Origin of the sequence: Homoserinimonas sedimenticola, assembly GCF_026094475.1 — a bacterium.
GTDB lineage: Bacteria > Actinomycetota > Actinomycetes > Actinomycetales > Microbacteriaceae > Homoserinimonas > Homoserinimonas sedimenticola.
Genome location: NZ_JAPELL010000001.1, coordinates 1,449,711 through 1,468,481 on the forward strand (window position 1 = coordinate 1,449,711; position 18,771 = coordinate 1,468,481).

Consider the following 18,771-nt stretch of genomic DNA (forward strand, 5'->3'; position numbering starts at 1 on the left):
GTCGCAGAAACCAAGGCCGCCGCAACGGCAGCTCCCGCCGAGCCAGTAACGTGGTCGGGTGCTCACCGTCATCGTCGGGCTCGCCGGCGCCCTCAGCTACGGTGCAGCCGACTTCTTCGGCGGGCTCGCCTCGAGACGCATCAGCAGCATCCGGGCGACCGCGATCGCCGCTGTCGTCGGTCTCATCGTGCTGCTTCTGGCCCTCCCCCTCGTCGGCGGCGAGTGGTCGGCGCAGGCCGTGCTCTTCGGCGCCCTCTCCGGGGTGACCGGCGCGGGCGCCCTCGTGCTGCTCTACGCCTGTCTCGCTCTCGGGCCCATGAGCATCCTCTCGCCGCTCACCGCCCTCGTCGCGGCGATCGTGCCGATGTCGGTCGGTCTCGCGAGCGGCGATCGTCTCGCTCCGCTCGGCTATGCCGCGCTCGGCCTCGCGCTCGTCGCGGTCGTGCTCGTCGGCTTCGTGCCCGAGAAGGATGCTGCACGGCCCACCGTGCGCGCGCTCGCCATGGCGGTCGCCTCGGGCGCGCTCATCGGCGCCTTCCTCGTACTGATCGACCTGACCCCGGATGACTCGGGGCTCGTGCCCCTCGTCGCCAACCGTGCCACCAACTCCGCCGTCATGTTCTGCGTGGTGGCGGTGCTCGCAATCGTCGCCGCCCGTCGGCGGAGGAGCGCCGCAGCATCCGCCCCCATCACGCAACCGTCGGATGTCGTCGCGGAGACGCACGGCCCGCACCCGTGGGTGGCGGGCGCGAAGTTTGCGGTGTTGTGCGGCCTGCTCGACGCGGGCGCGAACGCGCTCCTGCTGCTGGGGCTGCGACTCGGTGAGCTGAGCGTCATGGCAGTGCTGACGGCGATGTACCCGGCGGGCACGATCATCCTCGCGGCGATCGTGCTGCGGGAGCGGCTGACCGCGCTGCAGTGGGTGGGGCTGGCACTCGCGGTGACGGCTGCGGGGATGCTCGCGCTCGCGTAGCTGCTAACGTCAGCGCATGGCCGTGGACCCCACCTGGATCGAACACCGTCGCGGCGACCGCGAGCGGCTCGGATGGATGCGCCCCGAGGGCGAGGGCTTTGTAGTAATCGACTTGCTCGGCCGCGAACTGACCGGGGTGGTCGACTGGTTCACCGCGGAAGAGACATTGGATGCCACGGGCATCGGCTACCTCGCGGAACCCTACGAACTACTCCTCGACGACGGCAGATGGCTTTGTGTGCGCATCACGGAGGTCTCGACGGACGAGATCCGCGTCAAGCGCGAGGACTGGGGCGCCATTGACGTGCCGCTGCTGGAGCACACGGTGGAGTTTCCGATACCCGAGCGACTGCGACCGCTGGAGTCGTAGCCGCGCCTTCATGCAGAACGGCTCCCGCTCCTCGATTTATCGAGGCACGGGAGCCGTTGATGCGTGCGGGGTTTCGGTACGGCCCTGCCCTCCCTCGCAAGCACGGTCGCGGCTCGCGCAAGCGCTGGCGCGATTGCTGCCGAGCGACCCGCGCTACTCACCCCGCGAAGGGGCGCTAGACGGCGGCGAGTTCGTCGAGCAGCTCGTCGCCGGGCGCGACGTGGTGCACGCTCGCCTCGATCTCGGCGCGGCCGAGGAGCTCGTCGATGCGACGACGTCGATTGCGCGTCGCGAGCGTCACGACCGTGCCCTGCTTGCCGGCACGACCCGTGCGGCCAGCGCGGTGCAGGTAGGTCTTGTACTCGTCGGGCGCGTCGGCCTGGATCACGAGCGAGATGTCATCGACGTGGATGCCGCGAGCCGCGACATCCGTCGCCACCAGCACGTTGACCCGGCCGCTCGTGAGCAGCTGCAGGTTGCGCGTGCGGCGGCCCTGGTTGAGGTCGCCGTGAAGGCTCGTCGCGGGGATGCCGGCGTCGTCGAGCATGTCGGCGAGTTCCTCCGCGAAGGCGCGGGTGCGCGCGAAGACGAGCTTCTTGCCCTCGCCCGCCGCGAGCTGCTCGATGACGGCGCGCTTGTCACGCTGCTCGATCAGGAGCACGCGGTGGTCGATCGTCGAGGACGCCTGATCCTCACCCGCGACCTCATGCACCGACGGGTTCACGAGGAACTCGTCGACGAGCGTCGCGACACCCTTGTCGAGGGTGGCCGAGAAGAGCAGCTTCTGGCCGCCCTCGCTCGTCTCGCGCAGGATGCGCTGCACGGGCTCGAGGAACCCCAGGTCGCACATGTGGTCGGCCTCGTCGAGCACGCTCACGCGCACCTCGCTGAGGTCGAGACGGCCCTGCTCGATGAGGTCCTCGACGCGACCCGGCGTTGCGATCACGATGTCGACGCCGCGCTGGAGCGACATGACCTGCTTGTGCTGCGGCACGCCGCCCACGATCGTCGTCGTGAAGAGGCCGACGCTGCGCGCGATCGGCTGCACGGTGCGGTCGATCTGCATCGCGAGCTCACGGGTGGGGGCCAGGATGAGCGCGCGGGGCTTACGACCCGGCTTGCGGCCCTTGCCACCGTTGTTCTCCATGAGCCGCTCGACGACGGACGCGCCGAAGGCGATCGTCTTGCCGGAACCGGTGCGGCCGCGACCCAGCACGTCGCGACCCTCGAGCACGACCGGGATGGTCGCTGCCTGGATCGGGAAGGGCGACTCGGCCCCCATCGACGCGAGCTGACGGGTGATGTTGTCGCCGAGACCGAGATCGCGGAACGTCGTGCCCTCGACCTCGCCGGCCGTCACAACCTGCGCCTCGAGGCGCTCGAGCACGACATCATCCTGCTGCTGGAAAGCGGGCTTGGCGTCGCGCTTGGGGTAGAAGTCCGAGGAGTCGCGGCGCGGTGCACGGTCGTCGAAGGAGCGACGCGGACGGTCGTCGAAGTTGCGACGCGGCGCGCGATCTTCGAAGTTGCGGCGCGGGCGATCGTTGAAATCGCGACGCGGCGCACGGTCATCGAAGTCACGACGAGGCGCGCGGTCGTTAGAGTCGCGACGCGGACGGTCGTTGGAGTCACGACGCGGCGCGCGATCGTCGAAGTCACGACGAGGCGCGCGGTCGTAAGAGTCGCGGCGCGGCCGCTCGTCGAAGTCGCGACGGGGCGCACGGTCAGCGAAATCACGACGCGGCGCACGCTCCGTGCGGTCACCGTAGGAGGGGCGCTTCTTGGCGGGGCGCTCGGCAGGCGGGGTCCAGTCGGGACGGCGGTCGTCGGAGGCGCGGCGGTCGCCCGAGCGCACGGCACGGTCATCCGCCGTCCAGCGCTTCTTGGGAGCGCGGGTCGGGGCTGCTTCGGCACGGTAGCCGCGGTGTCCCGGGCTGCGGCTGCCCGGCTTGGGGCCGCCCTTCGCTCGCGGGGCGTCGAAGTTCTTGGGGTTGCTCTTGGGCATGATTCTTTCCGGGCTGTAACAAGTGCATGGCAGGGCACAGCGCAGATCGCGCTGAACTACTGAGGAAACCCGGGCAGTCTCTGACCAGGACCGTTCACATACGTGATTTTTCCCACAGGCATCAAGGAGTAGGTGATGCGAGGGAACCGGCCCGAAAGACTTACAAACCCATACGCGAGAACTCGCGCTGTCTAGAGCCGACCTACCTACGTTACACGAGGCAAGCCGACTATGCGAGACATTCTTCGCAGTGCAAAATTTGCGGTAGCGTTGCAGACATGCGCGTGCGACTGCAGGACATCGCGGATGAGACGGGTGTTGCCGTCTCCACCGTCTCCCGCGCACTGACCGACCCCTCACGCGTGAGCGCCGAGACGGCGGAGCTCGTCGCAAGCGCCGCGAGCCGGCTCGGATATCGGCTCGCGCGTCGCCATCCCTCGATCGAGGTCATGGTGCAGGATCTCGACAACCCCTTCCTCGCCAGCTTCGTGAGCTCGACCGAGCGCCAGGCCCGACTCGCGGGCTACACGATGACGCTCAGCCTCAGCGATGACTCCGGCGACCTCGAGCGCGCGAATGCCAAGCGCTGGGCCCGCAGCGAGGGCGGGCACATTCTTGCCCTGCGTCACCTCTCCGACGAGGAGGTGCTCGAACTCGCACAGACGACAACTCTCGTGCTCTTCAACCGCGAGGTCGAGGGCGTCAGCAGCGTCGCGATCGACACGGATGCCGGGAGTGTGCAGGCAATCGAGCATCTTGCGGCGCTCGGCCACCGTGAGGTGACGTATGTCGCCGGTCCGGATGCCTCGTGGTCGCAGCCGCGCCGCCGAGACAGCCTCGCGCGGGCGGCCGAGAGCCGCGGCATCCGCCTCACCAGCATCGGTCCCTACACTCCGACGGCGGCACAGGGGCGGCTCGCGGCCGACGTGATCGCGGCGAGCGGTGCCAGCGCCGTCGTCGCGTTCAATGACGCCCTCGCAGTCGGCATCGTGAACCGCCTGCGGGAACACGGCGTCGAGGTGCCGGGGGGCGTGAGCGTGATCGGCTACGACGACAGCGTGGGCGCCGAGCTGTGCAGTCCCCCTCTCAGCAGCGTCAGCGGACCGGCTGACCGTGCCGCCCAGCTCGCGATCGACACTCTCCTCACCCTCCTCGACGGGAGTGATCGCGTCACGGCGCATCGGGTGACGGGCGAACTCGTGCTTCGCAGTACGACCGCTCCGCCGCCGGGCTGACACCCTCGCGCCCTCCCCTGATCGCCGGCGCCGCGGCCGGGCCCCTACCCCACAGATTGCACCACCCATGCTCCTGATCGACCTCGCCCTCGCGGCCCTGCCCATCGTGCTCGTCGCGGTGCTGCTCGCGTGCCGACTGGAGCCCATACCGGTCGTCATCGGGGTGATCGCGGCGACGCTCGTGCTCTCGTTCCGCTTTCCCCTCACCTGGGACGCGATCGAGAGCACGGGCGGACGACTGCTGCCCATCACGCTCGCCGTATCCCTCATCATCCTCGGCGGCGTGCTGCTCGCCGAGACCCTCGCGGCCTCGGGCGCCCAGACGCGCATTGGCGCCTGGCTGGAGGCCGCCGCGCAGGGCCGCGAGCGGGCACTCCTGCTCATCGGCCTGACGATCGGGCCCCTCGCGGAGAGCCTCATCGGCTGGGGCATCGGCATCATCGTGGCGGCGCCCCTCCTCATTCAGATCGGTCTGAGCGCGACGCGCGCTGCGACGATCGCGCTCCTCGGCATGGTCGTTGCACCGTGGGGCTCACTCGCGCCCGGCCTGCTGGTCTCGTCGCAGTTGGGCGGCGAGGACTTCAGGGAGGTCGGCATCTGGACGGCGCTCTTCAACCTCCCCGTGCTGCTTGTGATGGCCGCCACCATCGCGATCGTCGGCATGGGCTGGCGCGTGGCGGTGCGCCGCAGCCCCGAGGTGCTCTCGACAGCGCTCGTGATGTGGCTCGTGCTCCTCGCTTCCAACCTTTGGATCAGCGTGCCGCTCAGCGGCGCCCTGAGCTCGCTCGCGGGGGCGGCGTGGCTGCTCGTGCTCGCGAGGATCCGCGGGGGCGGAATGCCCGCGATGGACAGGGCGACGACGCGTTCGCTTCTCCCCTACGCCCTGCTCGTGACATCCCTGCTCTCGATGACGGCATTCACGAGCCTCGTGCCGCTCGGTGCAGCGAGCGCCGTCCTGACGAGCCCCGCCCTGTGGCTTCTCGTGACCGCCGTCGTGACCCCCGCCCTGCTGGGGCTCGACCGAGAGGGTGCCACGACGGGGCTCGTGCGCGGCCTGCGGCTCTTCGTGCCGGTGTGGCTTGTGACGGTGCTCTTCATCGTGCTCGGGGCGCTCCTCGCAGCAAACGGCATGGCCGAGACCCTCTCCGACGGGGCCGCCATGCTTGGCACGGGGTTCCTCCTTGTTGTGCCGCTCATGGGCTTTCTCGGCGGCTACACGACCGCCTCGAACACGGCGATCGCGTCGATGTTCTCCGCCGGGATCAGCCATGTGTCGCTGGCGATCGACGCCTCCCCCGCGATGGTCCTCGGCTCGCAGAACGCGAGCGGCGGCGCGGCGGTCATCTCCTCGCCGGCCCGCGTCGCGCTCGCCTCCGCCATTGCGAACGACAACCGGGTCAGCGGCACCGAGCGTGCGGACGTGCGCTTCGCGATGGTGGCGGTGCTTGCGGCCAACGCAGTGATCCTCGTCATCCTGTCGCCGATAACCTTCCTCCTCGGGGGCGTCGCCTGACAAAAAGTCGCACGAATCCTGAAAACGGATGCGCCGCAGCTGTCACATAGAGTATCCGCACGATGCACCGCACCCGAGGGTCCGTCCGTCACGGCACAGCGCTCAGCGCAGCCTTCATGCTGCCCGCCCTGCTCCTCGCGGGCTGCACGAGCCCGGCCGATGCATCGCTCGTGAGCCCCGCATCCGCCCTCGACACGGTGCCGATCTACCCGGGTGTTGCCGTCACCGACGACGTGCCCTACCCCGCGGGAGGGGGCGGCACGCAACTGCTCGACATATGCGAGCTGACGGATGTCGCAGCCAGCACGATCAACAATGGCCCGCGCCGCGCACTCCTCCTCGTGCACGGCGGGAGCTGGCGCGAGGGCGACAAGGCCTCGACGTGGTGGCGCAGCACGTGCGAGTGGCTTGCCTCCGAGGGTTTCGTCGTGTTCAACGTGAACTATCGTCTGGCCCCTGCCGCGCCCTACCCCGCCGCGATCGAGGATGTCCGCGCTGCAGTCGCGTGGGCACGGCATCCGGATCAGGTGGCCCGCTACGGCTACGACCCCGCGCTCATCGGTGCCGTCGGCGGCTCGGCCGGCGGCAACCTCGTCTCGCTGCTCGGAACCGAGGGCGAGGGCAACCTCGGCACGGGTTCCCGCGTCGCGGCCGTCGTCGAGCTGAGCGCACCCACCGACCTGAGGCGTTCGGGCCTCGACCTCGGCACTCTGCCGGCAGGCTTCGACCGCACCCAGCTCGACTACCTCGGCTGCGCCAACTACTCCTCGTGCGCGACAGCCGAGGCCGCGACACCGCAGACGCACGTCGACCCGAGCGACCCGCCCTTCTTCATCGGGCACTCTCTGGAGGAGTTCATCCCCGTCGAGCACGGCCGCTCACTCGCGGCATCCCTCGCCGACGCTGGCGTGCCCGCGACACTCGTCGAAGTACCCGGCATCGCTCACTCGATCGGCCTGCTCGGCACCTCTGAACCGACCGCCATGCGGGAACAGATCGTCGAGTTCCTACGCGGCGCGCTGTAGCTCAGCCCCACTCGTCCTCCACGTAACGGCGCCGACGAAGGGCGACGGCAGAGACCGAGCCGATGAGGGCCAGCAGCAGCATGATGGCGAGCGGAACATCCCACCGCCCCGAAGCATCATGGAGCGCGCCGAAGGCGATGGGCCCTGCAGCGCCCAGGGCGTAGCCGAAGCTCTGCATGAACGAACTCAGGGCCACCGCACCCTCCGGCGTTCGCGACCGCAGGCCCACGAGCATGAGGCAGACGTGCATGATCGTCGGCCCGATCCCCGCGAGCACGACCCACGCCCATGGCGCGCCGGTCGGCACAAGGATGAGCCCGCCGTAGCCGACGAGGAAGGCCGCGACCGCGACGTGGATGAACGGAGTCGGATCGCTCATGCGTCGAGAGATCGCCCCCAGGCTCAGGCTCACGATAAGGCCCATGAACGCGTAGATCCCCAGCATGATGCCGGCCGTCTGCGGCGTCACTGCCGCAATGTCGACGAGCACGACAGGAAGCCAGGCGAACATCGCGTAGATGTTCCACTGCGCGACCGTGAATGCGGCAAGCAGCGCCCACGCGAGCGGGGAGCGTGCGACGCGACGCATCCCCGTCGGCGCGGTAGGCGCGGCGCCCCCGAGGCTGTCTCGCGAATCACGCCCGCGCAACAACAGGAGAAGCCACGGGACAGCGGCGACGATCGCAAAGGGGCCCCACACCCCGAGTGCGACATTCCAACCCCACGTCTCACTGAGGGGATTAACCACGACGGCGGGCACGCCCGTGCCGATCGCCATCGCCGCCATCGCCGCCGCGGTGACCGGCACGATCCGACCAGGAAAGTAGCGCTTGACGAGGGAAGGCAGCAGCACATTGGCGACGCCGATGCCTCCGAGGGCGAGGGCGCTCGAGCCAATCAGAACGCTGAGATCGCCCGCCACCCCGCGGCCGATGTTGCCGAGCGCGATCGCCGCGAGCGCGACGAGCGCCAGTCTCGTGCCGCCGAGCCACGAGGCGAGTGCGGGCACGAGCAGCCCGACGGCCGCGAAGATGATGGGCGGCAGCGCGCCCAGCAGGGCGAGCGATCCTGTCGTCAGCGGAATGTCCTCGTTGATCGCGGCTGCGATGGGCGAGACGGTGGAAAGCACGGCCCGCATGTTGAGGGCGAGGCCAACGATCGCGATGAGTGCGAGCATCCGCCCGCCCTGTGCCGCCGTCACGACCAGGCTCCCGCCGAGTCCGTCGCGAGGCTCAGATCTCGAAGTCGACGACCGCCAGCGACGCCTTCACGGGCCCCGAGACATCGAGCACCTTCTGGTGCGCAGGATGCGTGCTGTAGGTCTCGAGGTCGGCAAGACTGTCGAAGTCCGCCACGATCGCGAGTTCGTGCGACGCCGGGCCGTGGAGCACGTCCTTGCCAATGCTGAGGGCGCGGATCTCTGGGATGTGGTTTTCGAGGTCGCGCACGAGCGCGATCCACTCGTCCCGCTGCTCCTCCGTGAACTCGGGGATGAATCTGAAGACTGCGACATGCCTGATCATGCTGACTCCTCGGGGTCTGGATCACAGTGTGCCGATGACGCCGGGGGCGAAGTTCGCCCGCACGCCGCCGTCGACGGAGATGTCCTCGCCTGTGATGTAGCGCGCATCCGGGCCAAGCAGAAACGAGACGACGGCCGCGATGTCGTCGGGATCACCCATGCGACCGAGAGGGATGCGCCCCTCCCGCGCGCGGCGAAGCTCGGGGTCGTGCGCGGCCGGCGACATGGGGGTCATGATCATGCCGGGGGAGATCGCGTTGACCCGGATGCCGTCCGGCCCCCACTCGCGGGCGAGCATGCGCACGAGCATGAGCAGGGCGGCCTTGGTGGCGCTGTAGGCACCGAAGGGAATCGGTGCGCTGCCGCCCATCGAGCCCGTCACGACGAGCGCGCCCTGCGAGCGGGCGAGATGCGGATGCGCGGCCTTCGCGAGCAGGAACGTCGCGCGAGTATTGACCGCGAAAGCTAGGTCGAAGTCTTCGACGCTCAACTCGGTCAGGCGTGCGCCGCCCATGATGCCCGCATTGCTGAAGACGGCATCGAGCCGACCGAAGTGAGCGACCGTCGCGTCGACGACCCGGACGGGGTCGTCGACGGTGCTGAGGTCCGCAGCGATCGTGATGATGTCAGCGGCTTCCGAACGCAGCTCGGCGGCGAGCTTGGCGAGGCTCTCCTCGCTCCGGCCGACGAGCGCGAGCCGGGCTGGCCCCTCTGCGTCCCGAGCGAGGCGTCGTGCCGCGGCTCGGCCGATGCCACCCGCCGCGCCCGTGATGATCGTGACGGCACTCACGAGGCCACCGTTACCGTCGCGGGAAGCGCGAGAGCCTCGACGAGATCCTGCGCGGCGGCACGGCCGAAGATGAGCGCCTTGGCGAGCGCGGTGCCCGTCAGATAGGCCGTGCCGTGGAATCCGCCAACCAGCTCGCCGGCAGCCCACAGACCCTCGATCTCGCTTCCGTCGACCCGCAGCACGCGCGCAGAGGGGGTGACCGTGAGGCCCGCGTAGGTTGAGGTCATCAGGGTCTTGGCCGGGTAGGCGTAGAAGGGTGGATGCTGCACCGGCACAAGCTCGCCCACGTCGCCCACGAGACCCCGGCGCCCGAACTCGTCGGGATCACCAGAGGCGATCGCCTCGTTGTAGGCCGCGACCTGCTGCACGAGACCGTCACTATCGATGCCCGCGAGGTCGGCGAGCTCCTCGAGGGTGTCGGCCGTGAACAGGCGGCCCTTCTGCTCGAGGTGGTCTATGTCGTTGAGGGGCACGCCGGGCAGCGACTTGGCTCGCACGATGCTGTCGAAGATCTCGAAGCCCAGGCCCTCGGGCTGCTCGAGCGCACGGGCCCCCAGTGTCTTGTAGGAGGCGGACTCATCAGTGAAGCGACGGCCGTGGAGGTTGACGATGATGGCACCCATGTAGAACGCCGTCAGCAGCTCGTGCTCCTCATCGCCCGTGAGCGGATGCGACCCGAAGGTGCCCGCAACGTAACCCAGATCGCGGAAACCGGCCCCCTGTCGCCAGGCCATCACTAGGCCGTCGCCCTCACAGCCCCGACCACCGTAGGGGATGCCCGCGAGCTGCTCTGGCGCGAAACGCTCCAGCAGATCGCTCGAACGGCTGAAGCCGCCCGTCGCGAGGATGACGCCGCCGCGCGCCTGAAACTCCCGCGTCCCTTCGGGGGTGTCGACCTCGACACCCGCGACGCGGCCATCCTCGACCAGGAGGCTGCGCGCACGACTGTGAGACAGCATCCGGCCTCCCTCGTTGCCCTCGATTCGTTCGCGCAGAAGGTGAGTGAGCCCGTGGATGTCGACATGGTGACTGCGGGCCCGCGACTGCCCCGAGCTGATCTTGACGATGCCGAAGTGGGCGCCCAAAGACTTGAGCCAGCGATAAGCATCGTCCTGCCGCTCGACATAGGCACGCAGCAGGCGCTCGTCGGTGCGCCCACCGCCCGTCGAGCGCATGTCCTCGACGAAGGTGTCCGCATCATCGCTCACCCCGTCGCGCTCCTGCTCCTCGGTTCCGGAGAAGGCGAACCATCCGCCGCTCATGGCGGTGCTCCCGCCATCCCCGTCGAACCGCTCGACTACGAGCACGGAACGACCCTCCTCAACGAGCGTCCCGGCGGCAGCGAGGCCAGCCATCCCCGCCCCCACGACAATTGCGTCGTAGGCGGTCGTCTCGTCCATCATCTCTTGGGCTCCTTCACTGCGGGCGGCGGTGGGGGCGGCGGCGCGAGATGCGCCAGCTCCTCGGCCGCATCGATGAGGTGGGGCACCATCGTGAGCGCCCGCTCGAGCGTGAGACGCACGCTCGGGCCGGCGATGCTCAGCACACCGCTGCCCCGCTGTCCCGGTTCGGCGATCGGAACGGCAATCGTCGCGGTACCGAGTTCGAAGGTCGAGTCGGTGTAGCAGTAGCCGTCCTCTCGCACTCGGGCGACCACTTCGAGCGCTTGCTCGAGGGTGGTCACCCCGTCGGGCCCGTAGTTCTCGAGATCGTCGAAGCCCTGCCGCTCGATGTAGTGCACGGCCTCCTGCTCGGGAAGCGTCGACAGCCAGGCGAGGCCGCTCGAGGTGCGGGCGAGCTTGATCTCGCGCCCCGCATCCGGGTCGTAACGCAGGCCCGAGCGCGCTCCCTGGGTCTTGGCGATCCACAGCAGCGAACCGTTCTCGGGGATGCTCAGGCGGGCAAGCTCCCCCGACAGTTCAGCGAGGCGATCCAGCGTGGGCTTGGCGAGATCCACGAGGGGGATCTTTGCGAGGTGACGCAGCGCCTGCGACACGATCCGCAAGCCCAATGAGTAGCGCCCGTCTACGGGGTGCTGCACGAGGTATCCCAGGTCGACGAGCTCGCTCAGGATGCGGTGGGTTGCGCTTCGAGGCATGTCAAGGGCGTCGGCGACATCGCCCAGAAACTCCCCGTCGGGCTTGGCGACGAGATGCTCGAGCACGGCGAGAGCCCGCGGCAGGACGGCGCTCATGCTGCACCTCCCCCATGCGTGTGGCCGCGGCGCACGCGGTGCTGTGCGCTCAGTCGCACGGCCGCGTTGGGGGCCCCATAGCCGTCGTAGCTGCCGCGTCGTTGGACGATCTCGAAGAACACCTTGCCGACGGCGGCCGTGTAGAAGTGCAGGAACTCCCCAGACTCGTCCCTGTCGAAGAGCAGATGATGCTCGCGCAACTCGCGCACGAACTCCGCGTCGAGATCGAAGCGGAGGCCGAGGTCGTCGTAATAGTTCTCCGGGATCGGCAGAAACTCGAGCCCTCTCGCCTCACACTCCGCCGCGAAGGCCACGATGTCGCTGCAGGAGAAGGCGACGTGTTGCGGATAGACCAGGTTCTCGGCCTCGCCCTCATGACCCGCCGGAATCACGTTGAGCGCGAGGCGCACGGCGGCGGGATCGTTCTCGAGAGGCTGGCTACGGATGAGGCCCAGGGGCGCGGCGACCTCGAGGCCCTGCCGCGGAGTGAGACCGAGCACGCTCTCGTAGAAGAGTACGGCCTCGTGGAAGTGTTGCCAGGGCTGGGCAAGGTTCACGTGATCGATGGCAGTCAGGAGCGCCCCCGCGTCGGCCTCCTCGTCGCCGAACTCGACCGACCAGGGCGGTGCGCCGCTTTCATCGACCCGACTGAAGAACACCTCCGTGAAATCGGGCGCGCGGACGGCTCGCAGCACCTCCTCATCCAGCGCCTGCCGACGCGGCACCTCCTCCGCGCGCAAGCGCAGAGCTCTGGATGCGGCGCGGAGCGGATGTTCGACATCAAAACCGAGCCCGGCGACGGCAGGCTCCCTGTCGCTCGTAGGCTGCTCGTTCACGATGATGCGCGCGTGACCCTGCCGCCAGAGTTCGACGTGCTCCTTGGTGCGGTGGCGGCCGCGGTTCTCGAAGCCGAGCTTTGCCAGCACATCGCGTGCCTGGTGGGAGTCGTCGGCACGCACCTCCACGAAGTTGAACCCCGTCACCGGCTCGATGGGCGGCAGCGCCTGCAGCTTCATGCGCGGAGAACCACCCGGATGCTCCTCGAGCCAGCGGGACGCGGCATCCTGCAACCAGACGAGGCTGCGCATGCCGTCGACCGCCGTGCGGAAGGGCTCCGCCTGGCGGAAGGTGTCGTTGAAGATCTCGAGCGAGACAGGTCCGTCGTAGCCAGCGGCGAGGAGGTGACCGAAGAAGGAGACGAGGTCGAAACCGCCCTCGCCGGGGAAGACTCGGTAGTGACGGCTCCACGACAGCACGTCGAGTTCCATGATGGGCGCGTCCGCAAGCTGCACGAAGAAGATCTTCTCGGCGGGCAGCGAGGCCAGCGGTTCGACCGCCCAGTCACGGGAGAGGATGTGGAAGCTGTCGAGGCATTGCCCGACGTTGGGGAGATCGACCTCGTCGACGATCCGCTGGGCGTGCTCGAAATCGTTGACGTAGCGACCCCACGCGAGGGCCTCGTAGGCGATACGCACGTCGTAGCGCTCGGCAAGGAGGCCCAGCTCGCGCAACTGCCCGGCGATGACCGTGTCGTCGTCGATGGTTGCGGTCGCGACATTGCTGCAGACGAGCACCGTTGTGATGCCGAGGCGGCGCATGAGGCCAAACTTGCCCTCCGCGTATCGCAGGTTCCGCGCGAACAGGTCCGGCTCGACTCCCTCGAGGTCGCGCAGGGGCTGATAGAGCGAGAGCGAGATGCCCAGGCGCGCCGCGAGGTCGCGGATCCGCTCGGGCGAGTGCGGCGAGACGATGAGATCCTGCTCGAAGATCTCGACAGCGTCGAAGCCGGCAAGAGCACAGGCGTGCAGCTTGTCCTCGAGCGAACCGCTCAGACATACGGTGGCGATGCTCGTCTTCACACGATCACTCCCCTAACAATCGACTGCTTCATCACAGGCCGTGCGCGATGAGGTCGTCGAAATGCGCACGCATGCGCTGGGCGTCTGGCGCGAGCCCCGTAATGAGCTCAAAGGTATCGATCGCCTGCCCGACGGCCATGTGCCCCCCGTCGAGCACGCGGCATCCGCGATCCTCGGCAAGGTTCACGAGCTGGGTCCGCAGCGGCCGGTAGACGACGTCGGCGACCCAGAGACCCTGATGCAGCACGCTCTCGTGGACCGGAAGACCCGGGTGGTGGTGCATGCCGACGGGGGTCGTGTTGACGAGCCCCGTCGCCTGCTCGATCGCCGAGGCGGTCTCGGCCATGTCGAGCGCCGCGACGATGCGGTCAGGGAATGCGGATGCCATCGCCTGAGCGAGACGTTCGGCCCGCGAGGCATCGAGGTCGGCGATGCGGAGCTCGCGCGCGCCGCGGCTCAGGAGGGCATAGGCGACCGCTGATCCCGCTCCCCCCGAGCCAAGCTGCACAACGCGTGACATGTCGGCCTCGGGAAGCCCGCGGGTTAGCCCCCAGGCGAAACCCGAGTGGTCAGTGTTGTGGCCCACGAGGGCGCCGTTCTGCACCAGCACGGTATTGACGGAGCCGAGCATCTCGGCGGATTCGGATAGCTCATCCAGATGCTCGATGACGGTTTGCTTGCAGGGGAAGGTCACGTTGAACGCCGAGTAGCCGAGATCCCGCGCCCAGGCGAGAATCGATCCAACCTGGTCGCCGCCCCGGTCGATCACGTCAAGATCGATCGGCCGATACAAGTAACGCAGCCCCAGCCGGTCGGCCTCCTGCTCATGCATGGGAGGAGTGAGGGAGTGCGTGATGCCACTCCCGATGAGCCCCACAAGGTAGCTCTCACCCGCGACGCTCACGGCGACCCCTGCCCCTCAGGACCGGGCGACGAGCGCGGACATGTGCCGCAGCGCCAACTCGTAGCCCTGCGGGCCTGCGCCCGCGATGATCGCCGTGGCCGCCTTCGAGACGTAGGAGAGGTGACGCCACTCCTCGCGCCGGTGAATGTTCGTGATGTGGACCTCAATGATGGGAAGGTCCGACGCGAGCAGTGCGTCGAGAATCGCGATCGAGGTCGAGGTGAATCCCGCAGGGTTGAGGATGATGCCGGAGCAGCGCTCTCGCGCCTCCTGGATGAGGTCGATGATGACGCCCTCGTGGTTGCTCTGGTGGAACTCGAAGTCGACGCCCAGGTCGCTGGCAATCTCGGTGCATAGCGCCTCGATATCGGAAAGGGTGGCCGAGCCGTAAACGTGCGGTTCACGCAGCCCGAGGAGATTGAGGTTCGGTCCGTTGATGATCTTGATCGGCTTCATCGAGTGCTCCGGGAGAGAGAGGGGGGCGTCAGCGTGCGACGCCGATGAGGGAGGGGGTGCTGAGGGGGACGCTGTCCGCGTCCCCCTCAGCAGTGGGGGGTGCGTCAGTTCGCGGTCTCGCGGATCGAGGTGTAGAACTCGAGGTCCTCGCCCGTGTAGTACTCGTTGAAGTACTCCTCGGCGCTCTCGATGAAGGCCTCGCGGTCCACCTCGTCACGCTCGATAACCTCGAGCGGGCCATTGGCGCGCCACTCGTCGAGGATGGTCTCGGTCTCCTCCTCCACGCAGGTGCGGTTCTCGGCGCGGATCTCGCGCACCGTCTCGAAGACGGCCTCCTGCTGCTCCTCGCTCATGCGCTCGAGGGTCGCGTCGGAGATCGTGACCCAGTGAATGCTCACCTGGTGCTCGTTGAGCGAGATGTAGTTCTGCACCTCGTCGTAGCTCGCCGACTTCGTCCCGACGACGGGGTTCTCCTGGCCATCCGCAATGCCCTGCTGGAGGGCGACGTAGATCTCCTCGTAGGCGACAGCGACCGCGTTGGCGCCGAGCGCCTCTGCGTTGGCGAGGTACTGCGGGGTGTCGGGGAAGCGGATCGTCATGCCCTCGAGGTCATCGGGTCCGTAGATCGGCTCGTTGGAGCTGAAGGTGCGCGAACCGTAGTACCAGCCGTCGATGATCGTGACGTCGCTGGCCTCGTTGAACGCCTCACGGAAGTCTTCCGAGTGGTTGTCGATCCAGTCGAAGGCGTGGTCGACGTCGTCGAAGACGTAGGCCGCGCCGAGCACACCGATCTGCGGGTAGACCGTCGCGAGGCCTGCCTCCTGCAGGTCCATGTCGAGGTCGCCGGACTGCAGGGAGGCGACGCGCTCCGTGTCGGGGCCGAGCTGGCTCGCGGGGAACAGGTCGACCGTGATGCCGAGGTCCTGCTCCTCGATGCGCTCCTTGAAGAGCTCCATACCGCAGAAGTAGTTGGGCACCGACTCCGCCTGGCTGCTGGCGAAGGAGAGGGTGATGTCTCCGCCGGCCTCACCGTTGCCGCCATCGGCCGCGCATCCGGTCAGCATCGCGACGGCAGAGCCCATCGCAAGCGCGGCAACGGTGCCGCGACGCGAGTTCTTGCTCATGGTCATGGTCTTTCTCCTTAGTGATTGTGCCGGTCACCCGGCGCTGTGTGCAGGGTCAGAAGCCGAGAAGTCTCGGCAGGAACAGGGATACGTCGGGGAAGAAGGTCAGGATCAACAGCACCGCGACCATGGGAACGAGGAACGGCAGGATGCCGCGGAAGATCTCGTCGACCGGCCTTCCCGTCACGGAGCTCAGCACGTAGAGCACGCCACCGACGGGTGGCGTCAGGAGCCCGATCATGAGGTTGAGGATCATGACAACTCCGAAGTGGATCGGGTCGATTCCGAAGCTCAAGGCAACAGGGAGGAGCACCGGCACTGTCACGAGGATGACGGCGGTCGCCTCCACGATCATCCCCAGCACGATGAGGATGACGTTGAGTAGGAGGAGGAACACGACGGGGTTGTCGGTGAGTCCCGTCATCCAGTCGGCGACCGCTATCGCCACGCGCTCCCGCGCAAGCACCTGGCCGAGCATTCCGGCCGCGCCGATGATGATCATGATGCCCGCACAGAGGAACACCGTCTCCTTCGCGGCATCCCACAGCAGCTTAAAAGTCACCGAGCGCATGAAGAGGCCGATCACGATCATGTAGAGACCCGCGATGCCCGCCGCCTCGGTCGGGGTGAAGACGCCGCCGATGATGCCGCCGAGGATGATGATCGGTGCGCCGAGGGGGCCGAGCACGCGCAGGGTCGCCCGTCCCAGGCGCGCCGCGCTGAAGGGCTCCGATGCCAGCTGCGGCTGCTTGCGCACCCAAATCGCGATGTAGACGACGAGACCCAGAGCCATGAGGACGGCGGGGATGACGGATGCCGCGAACAGCGCGCCCGTCGAGACCGTCGCGACCGCCGCGAAGATGACGGCGGGGATGCTCGGCGGCATGACGGGGCTGATGAGGGCCGAGGACCCCGTGAGGCCTGCCGCGAATCGGAAGGGGTACCCGGCGCGCACCATGGCCGGCACCTGCACCTTGCCCAGCCCCGCAGCATCCGCGAGGGCGGAGCCACTCATCCAGGAGAAACCGACACTCGTCGCGACGTTGACGTAGGCGAGGTTGCCGCGCACGCGGGAGAGGGCGGCGAGGCAGAACTCGAAGAGCCGGTCAGCGATGCCCAGCTTGTTGGCGACGACGCCGACGAAGATGAAGAGCGGCACCGCGAGCAGCGGGAAGCTGTTGACGGCATCGAAGACCGTCTTGAGCGCAAGCCCCGGGGAGTAGCCTTCGGCCATGAAGTAGACGGCGCAGGGCCCGAGGATCGCGAAGGCGACGGGAACCCGGAGGAACAGCAGGACGAGGATCGCAATCGCGATGAGGGCGATGGTCATGCTTCTGCCTCGGCTTCTTCGAAGGTGATCTGGTCGGGCTCGGGGTACTTGGCCGTGAAGATCCTGACGATGGCGCTGATGACGCCTGAGACGAAACCGATGAGGGGAAGGATGTAGAGGTAGCCGAGCGGGATCTGCAGCACGGTCGTGGTGCGGCCGAAGCCCGTGCTCACGAGCACCCAGGCCTGGTAGGCGAGAAGCGCGCAGATCGCGGTGAGGAGCACCGCCGAGATCAGCCTGACCGCGATGGCGGCGCGGCCACGCGCGATCGTGTCGATGACGGAGACCGTGATCTGGCCGTTGCGGGCGATCAGGTAGCCGACCATGACGAAGGTGAGCCCGACGAGTGAATAGCGGGCGATCTCGCCGGCGCCGGCCCAGGCGAGGTCGGCGGCGTAACGCCCGAGCACCTGCCACAGGACGCCAAGGAAGATGAGGGCGAGGAAGAGCACGGCGAGCGCGATCTCGACCGCCGCGAGCCCGCGCAAGACGCGCGGCTCGGGGGGCCGTGAGGCCGCCTGCGGCCCCGGCTCTGCGGGAATGCCGGACATTCGTTCGCTCCTTTGTCGTCGGGTCGTCACGGGGTCATGCCCCGCTGCGCTGGGGGGCACGGGTGTGGGTCGCGAGATACTCCATCGCGGCGCGGTGGAGCACGGCGAGATAGTCGGATGCCGATGAATCGCCCCGCAGCGGCACATTGGGGATCTCGACACTCACCGCAACCTCGGGCGAGAGCGCGTCGAGCAGCGCCGTGAGGGGAACCACCCCTTCGCCCGGGAGGAGCCGGCGCGCGCGCGATTCGGCAATCGCGAGCGCCGTGTCGGAGCCATCCGAGGCGAGCGGGCGGAGCGCATCGGCCTGCTCCGCGATGCTTGCGGGCGCATCGCAGAGCTGCAGGATGGGGATGATGTCGGCGTTGTCCGCAATCGTCGAGAGCTCCGCCCCCGTGCGCAGGTAGTGGAGGGCGTCAAGCTCGACCGCACAACCGACCTCGCGAGCGATCTCCACCGCCCGAGGGAAGGAGTTGAGCGGGCGGTAGGCGACGGGCTCCAGGACGGGCTCGAGCCCTCGCTCATGGGCGTCTACCGTGATCGCGCTGAGCGTCTCGACGAAGCGGGATAGCGAGGGGTCGTCACACACGATGTTGACGAGACGGGCACCGAGGGCGGCTCCCGCGTCGAGCATGGGCAGCCACTCCTCGCGCGTGCGCTCGGGAGTCACCGAGAGCACCTCGATGTCTACGACCGTGAGACCTGTCTCGTCGAGTGCCCGCTTGATACCAGCGAAGTCGGCGGAGCTCAGGTCGAGGGGGAACGGGGCGTCCGTCTCCGAGACCTGCATGGGGCGAAGGCCCACCGAGCTGAAGCCCGCGGCATGCGCAGCACGGATGAACTCGGCGGGCGGCGTCGTGATCGCGCTGAGGGGCGCAACGCCGAGCTGCACGGGCTTGTCATCGTTGACCATGGGGTGT

General features: G+C 68.2%; 18 protein-coding genes. 5 read left to right on the plus strand and 13 right to left on the minus strand.

Features of this window, described 5'->3' with window-relative positions; translation table 11 throughout:
- Positions 1-58 precede the first annotated feature (58 nt).
- Both OH146_RS13920 and OH146_RS06760 read left to right on the plus strand, forming a co-directional pair.
- A complete protein-coding gene (locus tag OH146_RS13920; protein ID WP_265158749.1) occupies positions 59-973 on the plus strand; it encodes an EamA family transporter in 915 nt (304 codons plus the stop codon).
- 16 nt (positions 974-989) lie between these two features.
- Positions 990-1,343 (plus strand): hypothetical protein, encoded by a 354-nt coding sequence (locus OH146_RS06760; RefSeq protein ID WP_265158751.1) that lies wholly within the window; start codon positions 990-992, stop codon positions 1,341-1,343.
- 175 nt (positions 1,344-1,518) lie between these two features.
- On the opposite strand, the gene OH146_RS06765 is transcribed toward OH146_RS06760, so the two are convergent.
- Positions 1,519-3,348 carry a DEAD/DEAH box helicase gene (locus OH146_RS06765; RefSeq protein ID WP_265158753.1) on the minus strand — a complete coding sequence of 610 codons (1,830 nt, stop codon included), beginning with the start codon at positions 3,346-3,348 and terminating at the stop codon, positions 1,519-1,521.
- A gap of 278 nt (positions 3,349-3,626) precedes the next feature.
- On the opposite strand from OH146_RS06765, the gene OH146_RS06770 reads away from it, so the two are divergent.
- The 3 genes from OH146_RS06770 to OH146_RS06780 all read left to right on the plus strand — a co-directional run bounded on the left by OH146_RS06770 (position 3,627) and on the right by OH146_RS06780 (position 7,121).
- On the plus strand, positions 3,627-4,583 hold the full coding sequence (locus OH146_RS06770) for a LacI family DNA-binding transcriptional regulator (protein WP_265158755.1): 957 nt from the start codon (positions 3,627-3,629) through the stop codon (positions 4,581-4,583).
- Positions 4,584-4,650: 67 nt separating this feature from the next.
- Entirely contained in the window at positions 4,651-6,096 is a 1,446-nt protein-coding gene (locus tag OH146_RS06775) for an L-lactate permease (protein WP_265158757.1), read from the plus strand.
- 62 nt (positions 6,097-6,158) lie between these two features.
- Complete coding sequence (locus OH146_RS06780) at positions 6,159-7,121, plus strand: alpha/beta hydrolase (RefSeq protein ID WP_265158759.1); 963 nt, start codon at positions 6,159-6,161, stop codon at positions 7,119-7,121.
- A 1-nt stretch (position 7,122) separates the two neighbouring features.
- Here OH146_RS06780 and OH146_RS06785 read toward each other — a convergent pair whose 3' ends face one another.
- The 12 genes from OH146_RS06785 to OH146_RS06840 form a co-directional block, all read right to left on the minus strand.
- On the minus strand, positions 7,123-8,322 hold the full coding sequence (locus tag OH146_RS06785) for an MFS transporter (protein ID WP_265158761.1): 1,200 nt from the start codon (positions 8,320-8,322) through the stop codon (positions 7,123-7,125).
- Positions 8,323-8,353: 31 nt separating this feature from the next.
- Complete coding sequence (locus OH146_RS06790; RefSeq protein WP_265158763.1) at positions 8,354-8,644, minus strand: Dabb family protein; 291 nt, start codon at positions 8,642-8,644, stop codon at positions 8,354-8,356.
- A gap of 21 nt (positions 8,645-8,665) precedes the next feature.
- Positions 8,666-9,433, minus strand: coding sequence for an SDR family NAD(P)-dependent oxidoreductase (locus OH146_RS06795; RefSeq protein WP_265158765.1), 768 nt, complete (start codon positions 9,431-9,433; stop codon positions 8,666-8,668).
- Complete coding sequence (locus OH146_RS06800) at positions 9,430-10,836, minus strand: FAD-dependent oxidoreductase (protein ID WP_265158767.1); 1,407 nt, start codon at positions 10,834-10,836, stop codon at positions 9,430-9,432. Before OH146_RS06800 ends, OH146_RS06795 begins: the two co-directional genes overlap by 4 nt.
- Entirely contained in the window at positions 10,833-11,627 is a 795-nt protein-coding gene (locus OH146_RS06805) for an IclR family transcriptional regulator (RefSeq protein ID WP_265158769.1), read from the minus strand. Before OH146_RS06805 ends, OH146_RS06800 begins: the two co-directional genes overlap by 4 nt.
- A complete protein-coding gene (locus OH146_RS06810; RefSeq protein ID WP_265158771.1) occupies positions 11,624-13,486 on the minus strand; it encodes a bifunctional sugar phosphate isomerase/epimerase/4-hydroxyphenylpyruvate dioxygenase family protein in 1,863 nt (620 codons plus the stop codon). The genes OH146_RS06805 and OH146_RS06810 overlap by 4 nt, the downstream gene beginning before the upstream one ends.
- A gap of 31 nt (positions 13,487-13,517) precedes the next feature.
- On the minus strand, positions 13,518-14,390 hold the full coding sequence (locus OH146_RS06815) for a shikimate dehydrogenase (RefSeq protein ID WP_265158772.1): 873 nt from the start codon (positions 14,388-14,390) through the stop codon (positions 13,518-13,520).
- Positions 14,391-14,405: 15 nt separating this feature from the next.
- A complete protein-coding gene (aroQ, locus tag OH146_RS06820; RefSeq protein WP_265158774.1) occupies positions 14,406-14,846 on the minus strand; it encodes a type II 3-dehydroquinate dehydratase in 441 nt (146 codons plus the stop codon).
- Between the two features lie 104 nt (positions 14,847-14,950).
- Positions 14,951-15,976, minus strand: coding sequence for a TRAP transporter substrate-binding protein DctP (dctP, locus tag OH146_RS06825; protein WP_265158776.1), 1,026 nt, complete (start codon positions 15,974-15,976; stop codon positions 14,951-14,953).
- Between the two features lie 49 nt (positions 15,977-16,025).
- Positions 16,026-17,300: a TRAP transporter large permease gene (locus OH146_RS06830; protein WP_265158778.1), complete on the minus strand. Its 1,275-nt coding sequence runs from the start codon at positions 17,298-17,300 to the stop codon at positions 16,026-16,028.
- The gene (locus OH146_RS06835; protein ID WP_265158781.1) at positions 17,297-17,851 is read right to left on the minus strand and encodes a TRAP transporter small permease; all 555 of its coding nucleotides are present in this window, start codon (positions 17,849-17,851) and stop codon (positions 17,297-17,299) included. The genes OH146_RS06830 and OH146_RS06835 overlap by 4 nt, the downstream gene beginning before the upstream one ends.
- A 34-nt stretch (positions 17,852-17,885) precedes the next feature.
- Complete coding sequence (locus OH146_RS06840; protein ID WP_265158784.1) at positions 17,886-18,764, minus strand: sugar phosphate isomerase/epimerase family protein; 879 nt, start codon at positions 18,762-18,764, stop codon at positions 17,886-17,888.
- Positions 18,765-18,771 lie beyond the last annotated feature (7 nt).

Bases quoted from the DNA above. Each gene is read 5' to 3' on its own strand.
- OH146_RS06835 (WP_265158781.1), bottom strand. From the start codon at position 17,851: ATGTCCGGCATTCCCGCAGAGCCGGGGCCGCAGGCGGCCTCACGGCCC.
- OH146_RS06770 (WP_265158755.1), top strand. From the start codon at position 3,627: ATGCGCGTGCGACTGCAGGACATCGCGGATGAGACGGGTGTTGCCGTC.
- OH146_RS06760 (WP_265158751.1), top strand. From the start codon at position 990: ATGGCCGTGGACCCCACCTGGATCGAACACCGTCGCGGCGACCGCGAG.
- OH146_RS06780 (WP_265158759.1), top strand. From the start codon at position 6,159: ATGCACCGCACCCGAGGGTCCGTCCGTCACGGCACAGCGCTCAGCGCA.
- OH146_RS06790 (WP_265158763.1), bottom strand. From the start codon at position 8,644: ATGATCAGGCATGTCGCAGTCTTCAGATTCATCCCCGAGTTCACGGAG.
- OH146_RS06775 (WP_265158757.1), top strand. From the start codon at position 4,651: ATGCTCCTGATCGACCTCGCCCTCGCGGCCCTGCCCATCGTGCTCGTC.
- OH146_RS06800 (WP_265158767.1), bottom strand. From the start codon at position 10,836: ATGATGGACGAGACGACCGCCTACGACGCAATTGTCGTGGGGGCGGGG.
- OH146_RS06830 (WP_265158778.1), bottom strand. From the start codon at position 17,300: ATGACCATCGCCCTCATCGCGATTGCGATCCTCGTCCTGCTGTTCCTC.
- OH146_RS06840 (WP_265158784.1), bottom strand. From the start codon at position 18,764: ATGGTCAACGATGACAAGCCCGTGCAGCTCGGCGTTGCGCCCCTCAGC.
- dctP (WP_265158776.1), bottom strand. From the start codon at position 15,976: ATGACCATGAGCAAGAACTCGCGTCGCGGCACCGTTGCCGCGCTTGCG.
- aroQ (WP_265158774.1), bottom strand. From the start codon at position 14,846: ATGAAGCCGATCAAGATCATCAACGGACCGAACCTCAATCTCCTCGGG.
- OH146_RS06805 (WP_265158769.1), bottom strand. From the start codon at position 11,627: ATGAGCGCCGTCCTGCCGCGGGCTCTCGCCGTGCTCGAGCATCTCGTC.
- OH146_RS06765 (WP_265158753.1), bottom strand. From the start codon at position 3,348: ATGCCCAAGAGCAACCCCAAGAACTTCGACGCCCCGCGAGCGAAGGGC.